Origin of the sequence: Streptomyces acidicola (genome assembly GCF_009377235.1) — a bacterium.
GTDB classification, from domain to species: domain Bacteria; phylum Actinomycetota; class Actinomycetes; order Streptomycetales; family Streptomycetaceae; genus Streptomyces; species Streptomyces acidicola.
In genome coordinates this window covers 1-11,687 of record NZ_VMNX01000277.1, presented here as the reverse complement: position 1 = coordinate 11,687, position 11,687 = coordinate 1, and the positions used below count along the sequence as shown (strand labels likewise).

At 68.4% G+C, this 11,687-nt stretch carries 11 protein-coding genes, 1 tRNA gene and 1 pseudogene; 9 read left to right on the top strand and 4 right to left on the bottom strand.

Going from position 1 to position 11,687, the window contains the following annotated elements; translation table 11 throughout:
• A pseudogene (locus FPZ41_RS40270) lies at window positions 1-443 on the bottom strand (SUKH-4 family immunity protein); the annotation flags it as partial.
• A 7-nt stretch (window positions 444-450) separates the two neighbouring features.
• Window positions 451-1,476: an SMI1/KNR4 family protein gene (locus FPZ41_RS40265; RefSeq protein ID WP_152869025.1), complete on the bottom strand. Its 1,026-nt coding sequence runs from the start codon at window positions 1,474-1,476 to the stop codon at window positions 451-453.
• A 257-nt stretch (window positions 1,477-1,733) separates the two neighbouring features.
• On the opposite strand from FPZ41_RS40265, the gene FPZ41_RS40260 reads away from it, so the two are divergent.
• Both FPZ41_RS40260 and FPZ41_RS40255 read left to right on the top strand, forming a co-directional pair.
• Window positions 1,734-2,234 carry a YwqJ-related putative deaminase gene (locus FPZ41_RS40260; RefSeq protein ID WP_194236389.1) on the top strand — a complete coding sequence of 167 codons (501 nt, stop codon included), beginning with the start codon at window positions 1,734-1,736 and terminating at the stop codon, window positions 2,232-2,234.
• Window positions 2,235-2,326: 92 nt separating this feature from the next.
• Window positions 2,327-2,860: an SUKH-3 domain-containing protein gene (locus tag FPZ41_RS40255; protein ID WP_152869021.1), complete on the top strand. Its 534-nt coding sequence runs from the start codon at window positions 2,327-2,329 to the stop codon at window positions 2,858-2,860.
• 109 nt (window positions 2,861-2,969) lie between these two features.
• On the opposite strand, the gene FPZ41_RS40250 is transcribed toward FPZ41_RS40255, so the two are convergent.
• Window positions 2,970-4,343 carry a sensor histidine kinase gene (locus FPZ41_RS40250; protein WP_152869019.1) on the bottom strand — a complete coding sequence of 458 codons (1,374 nt, stop codon included), beginning with the start codon at window positions 4,341-4,343 and terminating at the stop codon, window positions 2,970-2,972.
• 168 nt (window positions 4,344-4,511) lie between these two features.
• Between FPZ41_RS40250 and FPZ41_RS40245 the strand changes: the two genes are divergently transcribed.
• The 7 genes from FPZ41_RS40245 (at window position 4,512) to FPZ41_RS40215 (ending at window position 10,238) form a co-directional block, all read left to right on the top strand.
• Complete coding sequence (locus FPZ41_RS40245) at window positions 4,512-5,384, top strand: helix-turn-helix domain-containing protein (RefSeq protein ID WP_152869017.1); 873 nt, start codon at window positions 4,512-4,514, stop codon at window positions 5,382-5,384.
• Between the two features lie 11 nt (window positions 5,385-5,395).
• Window positions 5,396-5,466, top strand: a tRNA-Gln gene (locus FPZ41_RS40240).
• Between the two features lie 128 nt (window positions 5,467-5,594).
• The gene (gene glmU, locus FPZ41_RS40235) at window positions 5,595-7,043 is read left to right on the top strand and encodes a bifunctional UDP-N-acetylglucosamine diphosphorylase/glucosamine-1-phosphate N-acetyltransferase GlmU (protein WP_322621341.1); all 1,449 of its coding nucleotides are present in this window, start codon (window positions 5,595-5,597) and stop codon (window positions 7,041-7,043) included.
• A gap of 107 nt (window positions 7,044-7,150) precedes the next feature.
• Entirely contained in the window at window positions 7,151-8,125 is a 975-nt protein-coding gene (locus tag FPZ41_RS40230; protein ID WP_131570360.1) for a ribose-phosphate diphosphokinase, read from the top strand.
• Between the two features lie 209 nt (window positions 8,126-8,334).
• The gene (locus tag FPZ41_RS40225) at window positions 8,335-8,928 is read left to right on the top strand and encodes a 50S ribosomal protein L25/general stress protein Ctc (RefSeq protein ID WP_152869013.1); all 594 of its coding nucleotides are present in this window, start codon (window positions 8,335-8,337) and stop codon (window positions 8,926-8,928) included.
• Window positions 8,929-9,032: 104 nt separating this feature from the next.
• Window positions 9,033-9,635, top strand: a complete 603-nt coding sequence (gene pth, locus FPZ41_RS40220) for an aminoacyl-tRNA hydrolase (RefSeq protein WP_152869011.1) — start codon at window positions 9,033-9,035, stop codon at window positions 9,633-9,635.
• A 105-nt stretch (window positions 9,636-9,740) separates the two neighbouring features.
• Window positions 9,741-10,238: a hypothetical protein gene (locus FPZ41_RS40215; RefSeq protein WP_152869010.1), complete on the top strand. Its 498-nt coding sequence runs from the start codon at window positions 9,741-9,743 to the stop codon at window positions 10,236-10,238.
• 63 nt (window positions 10,239-10,301) lie between these two features.
• Here the strand turns inward: FPZ41_RS40215 and FPZ41_RS40210 are convergent.
• Window positions 10,302-11,687, bottom strand: a 1,386-nt coding sequence (locus FPZ41_RS40210; protein ID WP_152869007.1) for a phosphoenolpyruvate carboxylase, incomplete at its 5' end; no start/stop codon positions are given.

Sequence of the window (11,687 nt, the reverse complement as noted above, 5' to 3'; positions counted from 1 at the left end):
TGTGTATAAGAGACAGAACCCGCCCCGTCGGACGCGTCCGCCCCCGAACCCGAACGCTGGTCCGGGATACCCAGCTTGTCGGCCGCCTCCTGCAGCCACTCCGGCGGAGTCAGCAGGAACGACGTCTGGTTCAGATCCACCCGGGCCGGAGGAGGCGCGGGCTCGGGCGCGGGCGCGGTGTCCGTCCGGCCGTACTCCTCCTCGTACCGCCGGATCACCTCACCCACCGGCAGCCCCGGCCACAGCGTGGCCTCACCGCTGTCCCGCGCGATGACGAGCCGCTGGACACCGCCGTCCGACCGCGGCCCCTCGACCCGGTCCTCGGCCCAGACCACGAACCCCAGCTCGAACTCCCGCACCCGCACCTCACGGTGCTGATAACCGGGCACGTCCCCGTTGATCCACTCTTCGGCGCGCTCCTGCGCCTGCGCGAAGGTCACCATCGAAAACTCACTCCCCCACCGAGGACGCCGAAGACGACGAGGCCGCGGAAGACGACGAGGAGACGGGCACGGCACGCGCGAAGCCACCGTCCACCATCAGGTTCGCCACGGTCTCCAACTCCGGCGGATTACCCGCCAGCCGCGTCAGGAACGCATCGAAGTCGTCCCCGCACGGCAGCAGCAGCCGCTCGACACGCTCCGCAGGCGTCCACGAGGGATCCACGTCACGGGCATCGTCGTACGCGCAGAACCAGACCGACCCGACCCGGTCGCCCCTCACCTTCACGGCGAGCAACCCGCCCTGCACGAACCCGACACCCAGGTAGTCCTTGGTCAGATGATCCCGCAGACACTTGTTCACATACACAAGGTCATTGATGGCGGCCTCGTCCCGCACCGTGAAGAACGGCTGGTCGACGAGCACCCCCAACTCCGCGTCCAGAGCCGCCCCCACAGGCGCACAACCACCCGCGGCCTTCAGGAACGACCGATACGCCCCCGGCAACCGGTACCCGAGGTCCTCCTCGACCCCCAGCACCTGCTGCTCCGTCACCGCCAACGCCGACTTCGGCAACCCGAAATGCGCCGGCCGCGTCTCCTGCAACGGCCGCGTCCCCCGCTTGGCCTGGTCGACAGCCGCCGTGGCCACACCACCGTGATGCCGCAGCAGCGCCTTGACGTCCACCGGCACCAGCTCAAGCCGACGGCTGCCCCGCACGTGATGCCAGGTCCAGCCATGCGGAGTGGCCACCGCGGGAATCGTGTCCCACAACTCATGCCCCGAAGCGGCGAGCACGGCGTTCGCGGACACGTAGTCCGTCAACCTCAGCTCATCGACACCGAACCCTTCCGGGGGGTCCGCGATATCGGCGGCGGCACGCGCATAGGGCGAGAAGTCGGGATAGCCATGGGCATCCACGCGCACGCCTCTCGGATGACGCGCCGCTCGGACCGGGTCCGGAAACTGCACGACCTGCCCGGCGTAGGCCGCGTTCGGCGGCGCGGCTTGATGCCCGGGCCGACCTGTCGTCATGGCGGATGCCCCCTGCGGCGTTCTCTATGGCCTGATTTGCCTGTCGGTCACGCGATAGCCGTAAGGATCGCGGTTGCCGACAGCCTAAGCCGTACGGGGACACCGGTCACCGGGCCTCCGGTTCCGTGACCAGCCGTCACCCTGCCGTGACGGTCCGACGAAGCCGGGCGTGTCGCACGGCCCCAGCTTCCGCAGCCGCCACGGACTTTGGCAGGCTGTGTCCGCTGCCGGGGGATTGAACGGAGGGGATGAAGAGCATGAACGCAACCCGGACGGGCACCTCGGGCGACCCACGCATCGGCTGGAGCAACGCCGACACCGTGCACGCGCCCGCCCTCCACCACCGCCGCGACGGCATACTCCCGACCGTGGCCGCCGCCCTCTCGGTCCGCGGCGAAACCCTCACCGGCACCGCCGCCCGAGGCGATCAGCCACCACCCCTCCACCCCCTCGTCCAGGACTTCCTCGACTCCCTCGCCACGGCCCAACGCGACCGCTTCACCGGCCGCTGCGCCGAAGCGATCCTCATCTCCCGCCACATCGCCACCGCCGATGCGACCCGCAGCAAACGCGCGGCCCGCAAACCGATGACCAACGGCGAAGCCCGCAAAGCCCTCAAACAGGCCAAACTCACCGCCCGCCGCATCCGCGAGGCCGGCGACCCACTCCACGGCAGCTTCGCCCCACCCTGCCGCGCCTGCCAGGCCCTGAGCGCCCACTTCGGCGTACGCGTCGTCGACCCCACCCAGGAACCCTGACCCAGACCCACCCAGGAACCCTGACCCGGCAAAACGGCGTCACCCCCAGCACGGTGACCGCCCAGTCCCGACCCTCGACGAACGAAGGGCAGATGCAAGCCGACCGCTCCTCCACCCCCAAACTCCCGACTCCGCTCGGGCAGGGGGGACCCCCAACCCGCTTCCCCGCGCCCGTGGACGCCGCCCTGCGCGCCGCGGGCTGGCTGCCCGGCCGCTGGGACATACGGCAGGCCGAGATCTGGGCCGACACCCTCCGCGAGCACACGTCCCCCGCGGGACACCGCCACGCGGTCTTCCCGGCGGCAGTCGAGGCATGGGCGGAGTTCGGCGGCCTGCACATCACCGCACAGGGCCCCGGCCGCGAACTCGCACCCTCAGCCCTGCACCTGGACCCCATGCACGGGCTCCACATGGCCCGCACCCTCGCCGACCTCGGCCGCGCCCTCGGCACCGAGGTCTGCCCCCTCGGCCTCGAACCCGACACCCACACCATCCTCGCCATCGACACGGAAGGGCGCGTCTACGCCCTGGACCACACCGGCGACTGGTACCTGGGCCCCACCGCCGACCAGGCCCTCACCGCACTGCTGACGGGGATACCACCGGTACGGCTCACGTCAGGCTGATAGCGGCGAGCTGGGCGATGGGCTGATGCGGCAGACCGCTCGGCCACGTCAGCCGAGTGCCGCCGACGGACGGCGAACGGTGGCGACCGAACTCACCCCTCAGCCGGAATCACCCTTCGGCCGGAATCACCGCCGACACCCGAAAACCCCCCGCATCCGTCGGCCCGGACACGAACACACCCCCGAGCGCCGCCACACGCTCCTTCATCCCCACCAGCCCGTTCCCCCCGGAGGGCAACCGCGCCGACGACGCATCCCCCGGCTCCGGCGGAGGCTCGTTCTCCACCTGCATCGCGATCTCAGCGACCCGATGCGCCAACCGCACATACGTCTTCGCCCCCGCCGCATGCTTGTGGACGTTCGTCAACGCCTCCTGAACCACCCGATACGCGGTCTGCTCGATCTCCGGCGCATACCCCCGCTCATCCCCCTCCACCGACAGATCCACCACCATCCCGGCGGCCGCGGACTGCCCGACCAGCTCCTCCAGCTCCGCGAGACACGGCCCGTCCACGGTCTCGTCCTCGCCACGGGAACTCCACGAAACCCGCGACGCCGCCTCCGCCGCGGCCACCCCCACAGCAGCCAACGGCACCGACTCACCCAGGACGCCCTTACGGCCCTTACCGCTGCTCTCGCCCTTGGACGCCAGCCCGTCCCCCGACCGCAGCACCCCCAACATCTCCCGCAACTCCGTCAACGCCTGCCGCCCCATGTCCCCCACCAGCGCCGCGTTCTTCACAGCCTTCTCGGGGTCCTTCCGGGCAACCGCCTGCAACGCGGCCGCATGCACCACCATCAGCGACACCCGATGCGCCACCACGTCATGCATCTCACGGGCGATCCGCGTCCGCTCCTCACCCCGGGCCCACTCCGCCCGCTCCTCCGCCCGCTCGGCCAGCAACTGCAGCTCCCGCTCCAGCGAGTCCGCCCGCTCCCGCAGACTCTCCATCAGCCGCCGCCGCGCCCCCACGTACAACCCGAGCAACACCGGCGGCGCGGTCATCCCGATCGCCATCGTCAACGACACGAACGGCGGAAACCACTCCGCCCCCACCGTCGCGTCCCCCCGCACATTCCCGTGCACGGTCTGCACGAACGCGACGATGAACACCCCCACGAACGACATCCCCGACAGCGCCGCGATGATCCGCCGAGGCACCTCCGACGCGGCCAGCGTGTACAGGCCCACCACGCCCATCAGATAGCCCATCTGCGCCGGCGTGATCGCAATCGCCACGAGCACCACCGCGACAGGCCACATCCGCCGCACCAGCAGCACTGACCCGGCGAGCAGCCCGAACACCACCCCCACCGCCACGGGCAGCCCCGCGTCCCGCGCGAACGGATACCCCTGCACCGCACACTCGATCATCGACAGCAGCGCCAGCCCGGCATCCAGCGCCGCACTGCGCCATCGCCCCCACCACACTGGTCCGGCCCTGGTCCCGGCCTCGGTGCGGTCTTCCCCCGTCGTGGTCATGCGTCCCAGCCTACGGGCGCGACCCAACGCTTTTCCGGCGAGTTTCCCGTACTGCCCTACACCACGCTCCGCAATCGAACAGAAGCGAAACCGGCCGGAATCCCTCGAACTATTGAATCGCACACCGTTCGACCCCGGAACCCCACATTCCGGCCGGACGGTATGCCCATGGCACACGCACACAGCAAGTACGCGGACTTCGAGGGGCTACGGCAACAGGCGGTCACCCTGCGCCGGGCAGGCCTCAGCCGCCGCCAGATCCGCGACCGGCTCCACGTCGACAACAACGACATCCTCAACCGTCTCCTGGAGGGCGAGCCCCCACCGGAATGGACGAAGCGCCCGAACGCGAAGGACGACCTGCGGGCGAGGGCTCGGGAGCTACGGCTCCAGGGCTGGACCTACGACCAGATCCAGGTGGAGCTGGGGTGCTCGAAGAGTTCGATCTCGTTGTGGGTGAGGGATCTGCCGAGGCCTGAACGTAGGCGGAGCCGCGAGGAATCAGCAGCGATCGCAAGGCGCGGATGGGAGGCAAAGCTACGCATCCGGGACGAGGAGCGACAGCACACCAAGGAAGTCGCCAAGCAGGCGGTCGGCGTTCTCTCACCCCGCGAGCTGTTCCTGGTGGGCGCGGGCCTCTACTGGGCCGAGGGCAGCAAGGACAAACCTTATGACCGTCGCGAGAACGTCACTTTCGTCAACAGTGACCCGGGCATGATCCAGGTCTTCCTCGCCTGGCTGGGGCTCCTCGGGGTCGAACGCGAGCGCCTGCGGTACAGCGTTATGATCCACGAGAATGCGGACGTAGCAGGCGCCGAACAGTACTGGGCCGACCTCGTTGGAGCCGATCGCTCCGCGTTCAACAAGACGACGCTCAAGAGGCACAACCCCAAGACGGTTCGCAAGAACGTCGGCGAGTCCTATCGAGGGTGCCTCGTAATCAAAGTCCTCCAGAGCGCCGACTTGTACCGTCGCATCGAGGGCTCTTGGTACGGCATAGTGGAGTCCGCGCGCGAAGCCGATCAACAAAATCAGGCATAGTGCACAAACCATCCCGGATCGTCTAAGGGTAGGACAAACGGTTTTGGTCCGTTGAATGAGGGTTCGAATCCTTCTCCGGGAGCCCACGGCGCACAACCCTCAGTTGGGGCCTGACCCACACAGTCAGGCCCCGCTCACATTTCCCCCTCACAACCCCCCGGTATCCTGCGGACGTCGAACCCCACACATCCGAAGCCGAAGGGCACACCCGTGAGCGCCAACCGCCCGGCAGCCGTCGTCGTACTCGCAGCGGGTGAGGGCACCCGTATGAAGTCGGCCACACCGAAGGTCCTGCACAGCATCTGTGGCCGTTCCCTCGTCGGTCACGTACTCGCCGCCGCGCGCGAGTTGGAGCCCGAGCATCTGGTCGTCGTCGTGGGGCACGCGCGCGAGAAGGTCGCCGCGCACCTCGCCGAGATCGACCCCGGCGTACGGACGGCCGTCCAGGCGGAGCAGAAGGGCACCGGGCATGCCGTACGGATGGGCCTGGAGGAGCTCAGCGGCAGCGTCGACGGGACCGTGGTCGTCGTGTGCGGCGATACGCCGCTCCTCACCGCCGCGACACTCCAGAGCCTCGCCGCGACCCACACCACCGACGGCAACGCCGTGACCGTGCTCACCGCCGAGGTCCCGGACGCGACCGGGTACGGGCGGATCGTGCGCGACGGGGCGAGCGGCGCGGTCACGGCGATCGTCGAGCACAAGGACGCGAGCGACTCCCAGCGCGCGATCCGGGAGATCAATTCCGGAGTGTTCGCCTTCGACGGGCAGCTCCTCGCCGACGCACTCGGCAAGGTCCGGACGGACAACAGTCAGGGTGAGGAGTACCTCACCGACGTGCTGGGCATTCTGCGTGAGGCCGGGCATCGGGTCGGCGCCTCCGTGGCCGGCGACCACCGTGAGATCGCGGGTATCAACAACCGTGTGCAGCTCGCCGAGGCCCGCCGCATTCTCAATGACCGGCTTCTCACCGACGCGATGCTCGCGGGGGTGACCGTCATCGATCCGGCGACGACCTGGGTCGACGTCACCGTGACGTTCGAGCAGGACGTCGTCGTGCATCCGGGGACGCAGCTGCACGGTTCCACTCACCTCGGTGAGGGTGCCGAGGTCGGGCCCAACTCCCGGCTGTCGGACACCCGGGTGGGGGCCGGTGCCCGGGTCGACAACACGGTCGCCGACCACGCCGACATCGGTGCGCAGGCGACGGTCGGCCCGTACGCGTATCTGCGTCCGGGTACGCGTCTCGGTCCGAAGTCCAAGATCGGGACGTATGTGGAGACGAAGAACGCGTCCATCGGGGAGGGGACCAAGGTTCCGCACCTCTCCTATGTGGGGGACGCGACGATCGGTGAGTACACGAACATCGGTGCGGCGAGCGTCTTTGTGAACTACGACGGTGAGAACAAGCACCACACCACGGTTGGTTCACATTGCAAGACGGGCTCGGACAACATGTTTGTGGCGCCTGTCACGGTCGGGGACGGCGCGTACACCGCTGCGGGTTCGGTGATCACGAAGGATGTGCCGCCCGGTTCGCTGGCTGTCGCCCGTGGCCAGCAACGGAATATCGAGGGTTGGGTGGCCCGTAAGCGTCCGGGGAGCGCGGCGGCGAAGGCTGCCGAGGCCGTGTCTCACCAGGGCGAAGGCGAAAGCTGACCGGAAACGGGTGCGTCTGGGACGGCGTACCGTGATAAGTGCATATCCGGACCCCCCAGCTGAGACGACCTCTCATGCCCAGCTGAGACACCTCTGAGGAGACTGCTTTGACCGGGATAAAGACGACCGGCGAGAAGAAGATGATGTTCTTCTCCGGCCGCGCCCACCCCGAGCTTGCCGAGGAGATCGCCCAGGAGCTGGGTGTCGGGGTTGTCCCGACGAAGGCCTTCGACTTCGCCAATGGTGAGATCTATGTCCGTTACCAGGAGTCGGCGCGTGGTGCGGACTGCTTCCTGATCCAGAGCCACACGTCGCCGATCAACCAGTGGATCATGGAGCAGTTGATCATGATCGATGCGTTGAAGCGTGCGTCGGCGCGTTCGATCACTGTGATCGTGCCCTTCTACGGTTACGCGCGGCAGGACAAGAAGCACCGGGGTCGTGAACCGATTTCGGCGCGTCTGATAGCTGATCTGATGAAGACGGCGGGTGCGGACCGGATCCTGGCCGTGGATCTGCACACGGACCAGATTCAGGGGTTCTTCGACGGTCCTGTCGACCATCTGTTCGCGCTGCCGCTGCTGGCGGACTACGTGGGCAGCAAGGTGGACCGGGACAAGCTGACGGTCGTGTCTCCGGACGCGGGCCGGGTGCGGGTTGCCGACCGGTGGTGTGACCGTCTGGGTGCGCCGCTGGCGATCGTGCACAAGCGTCGTGACAAGGACGTGGCGAACCAGGTCACGGTGCACGAGGTGGTCGGCGATGTGAAGGGCCGTATCTGTGTCCTGGTCGACGACATGATCGACACGGGTGGCACGATCTGTGCCGCGGCGGACGCGCTGTTCGCGCACGGTGCGGAGGACGTCATCGTGACGGCGACGCATGGTGTGCTGTCGGGTCCGGCGGCCGACCGGTTGAAGAACTCGAAGGTGAGTGAGTTCGTGTTCACGAACACGCTGCCGACGCCGGGTGAGCTGGATCTGGACAAGATCAAGGTGTTGTCGATCGCCCCGACGATCGCGAACGCGATGCGTGAGGTGTTCGAGGACGGTTCGGTGACGAGCCTGTTCGACGAGCAGTAGCAGGCCAGCGGTCGGCGAGCGGGTCGGCGAGCTGCGGAAGATCCTTTTGGGTACGGCCTTCCTCTCCGAGTAGACTGCTGCAGTTGCTCGGCGAGGGAGGCCGTTCCCGTTTCGGGGTCCGGCGGTCCGTAATCGACGCGCTCTTCGTAGCAGGCCGTTCGTGGCCGGGTGACCACGACCGTTTCCTTTTCTTACTACGAGGAGTGATCATGTCCGAGGTGAAGCTCGCCGCCGAGACGCGCACCGAGTTCGGCAAGGGTGCCGCCCGTCGTATCCGTCGCGACAGCAAGGTTCCGGGTGTTCTGTACGGTCACGGCTCGGACCCGCTGCACCTGACGCTGCCGGGCCACGAGCTGCTGCTGGCGCTGCGTACGCCGAACGTTCTGATCTCGCTGGACATCGACGGCAAGGGCAACGAGCTGGCGATCCCGAAGTCCGTGCAGCGTGACCCGATCAAGGGCTTCCTGGAGCACGTCGACCTGCTGCTGGTGAAGCGTGGCGAGAAGGTCAACGTCGAGATTCCGATCCAGACCGAGGGTGAGCTGGCTCCGGGTGGGAACCTGCTGGAGCACGTGCTGAACGCGCTGCCGGTCGAGGCCGAGGCCACGCACATCCCCGAGGCCGTGACGGTCTCCGTCGAGGGCCTGACGTCGGGTGCCTCCGTCCTCGCCAAGGACATCAAGCTGCCGTCCGGTGTCTCGCTGGCTGTCGAGGACGACGCGGTCGTCCTTCAGGTGCTGTCCGCTCAGGCGGAGGAGCCGACGGAGGAGGCCGCGGAGGGTGCCGAGGCCGCGGAGGCCTGATCCCTTCGGATCCTGGATCGTGTTCCGGCCGCCGGGTCCGCGCCGTGAGGTGTGGGGCCCGGCGGCCGTGCGTGTGACCGCGTGTGAGCCCGTATGAAGGAGACATGGACGTGACGACCGATGCGGGCGCCCCCTGGCTGGTCGTGGGGCTGGGCAATCCCGGGCCCGAGTATGCGATGAACCGGCACAACGTGGGGTTCATGGTGGCCGATCTGCTGGCGGAGCGGATCGGCGGGAAGTTCAAGCGGGCTCAGAAGGCGCAGGCGCAGGTGGTCGAGGGCCGGATCGGTCCCCCGGGCCCGGCGAGCCGCCGGGTGATCCTGGCCAAGCCGATGTCGTACATGAATCTGTCGGGTGGCCCGGTGAATGCCCTGCGCGACTTCTACAAGGTGCCGGTGGCCAACGTCGTGGCGATCCATGACGAGTTGGACATCGATTACGGCACGCTGCGGCTGAAGCTGGGCGGCGGTGACAACGGGCACAACGGTCTGAAGTCGATGACGAAGGCGATGGGCTCGGACTATCACCGGGTGCGGTTCGGGATCGGGCGTCCTCCGGGCCGCATGCAGGTCGCCGATTTCGTTCTGAAGGATTTCTCGTCCGCCGAGCGCAAGGAGCTGGACTACTTCGTGGACCGCGCTGCCGACTCGGTCGAGTGTCTGGTCACGGAGGGGTTGGAGCGGGCGCAGAGCGCGTACAACTCCTGACGGCTCCTGACCGCTCCTGTCGGCGGGGCGATGTAGGCGCACAAGTGCCGACTTGTCGCCCACGGGAGTTGACCGACCGCGTGGACATGGCCAAGGATCGCGGCCATGCCTGCCTCCGCTGCTTCCCGTGCGCCCCGTGAGGGGGCTGCTGCCGTGCTGCGGTTCGGGCGTCTCGCGGCGATGGGTACGGTCGCGGCGCTGATCCTTATGGCGGGGGTATGGGCCTCGTGGGGCACTGCCCAGCATGCGATGTTCACCAAGGGCCGTGAGCGGGGCGCGATGACGGTGACGCGGTGCGCGGGGGACGTCTGTACGGGTCCTTACACGCCGACGTCCGGGGGTTCGAAGGCGCGCGATCGTGTGGAGATCGAGCGGACGGTGGCGGTGAAGCGGGGGCAGACGTACGCGGTCGCCGTGAAGCCCGGCAGCAGTGCCGTCGTCCGTACGGGCCCGTCGGGGTTCCTGTACGCGTGGGTGCCCTTCGGGGGTGCTCTGCTGCTCGCCTCGGTGGTCGTGGCGGGTGGCCTGGGTCTGAGCCGGCTGGGGTGGGTGCTGGGCGGTTCCGGTCTGGCTCTGATCACGGCCGCGTTCGTGGTCCTCTGACGTGCGAAAAGGGTGCCCCCGGGGTCGTACGACCTCGGGGGCACCCTCTCGTTCGGTGTGTCGTCAGCCGGTGTTGCGCAGGCCGGCTGCCACGCCGTTGACGGTCAGGAGCAGGGCCCTGGACAACACGGGGTCCGGGGTGTCGCCCGCGGCGGCCGCGTCGCGCTGGCGCTTGAGGAGGGTGACCTGGAGGTAGGAGATCGGGTCCAGGTAGGCGTCGCGGATGGCGAAGGTCTGCTGGAGTACGGGGTTGGCGTCGAGGAGCTTGTCCTCGCCCGTGATCCGCAGGATCTCGCGGACGGTCAGTTCGTGCTCGGCCTCGATGGTGGCGAAGACGTGCTTGAGTTCTTCGGGCACGAGGGTGTCGACGTAGTGGCGGGCGATCCGGAGGTCCGTCTTGGCGAGCGTCATCTCGACGTTGGAGATGAAGTTGCGGAAGAAGTGCCACTGTTCGTGCATCTCGTCCAGGACGGTGTCCAGGCCGGCCTCGCGCAGGGCCTTCAGGCCGGAGCCGACGCCGAACCAGCCCGGCACGATCTGCCGTGACTGGGTCCAGCCGAACACCCACGGGATGGCCCGCAGTCCGTCGAGTCCGGCTCCGGAGTCCGGGCGGCGTGAGGGCCGGGAGCCGAGGTGCAGGTCGGCGAGTTGGTCGACGGGGGTGGCGGCGAAGAAGTACGCGGGCAGGTCGGGGTCTTCGACCAGTCCCCGGTAGGCGCCGTGTGCCGCGTCGCTGACGACGTCCATGGCCGCGTCCCAGCGGGCCAGTGCCTCCACGGACTGGCGGGGGGCGGTGTGCAGGGCGGAGGCCTGGAGGGTGGCGGCGACCGTGAGTTCCAGGTTCTCGCGGGCCAGTGCGGGGATCAGGTACTTGTCGGAGATGACCTCGCCCTGTTCGGTGACCTTGATCTCGCCTTCGAGGGTGCCCCAGGGCTGGGCGAGGATCGCGTCGTGGGAGGGGCCGCCGCCGCGTCCCACGGTTCCTCCGCGGCCGTGGAAGAGACGCAGCCGTACGCCGTAGCGGTGGGCGACGTCGCGCAGGCGGCGCTGGGCGCGGTGGATCTCCCACTGGCTGGTGGTGATGCCGCCGAACTTGGAGGAGTCGGAGTAGCCGAGCATGACCTCCTGGACGTCGCCGCGCAGGGCCACGAGCCGGCGGTAGGAGGGGTCGGCGAGCATGTCCTCCAGGATGGTGTCGGCTGCCTTGAGTTCGTCGGTGGTCTCCAGGAGCGGCACGATTCCGATCCTGGCCCAGCCGGCGTGCAGGTCGATGAGTCCGGCTTCGCGGGCGAGTACGGTCGCGGCGAAGACGTCGTCGGCGCCCTGGCACATGGAGATGATGTAGGACTCGATGACCTCGGGTCCGAAGACGGCGAGGGCTCGCTTGACGGTCTCGAAGACGCCGAGGGTCTTGGCGCCCGCCTCGTCGAGGGGGGCGGGGGTCGGGGC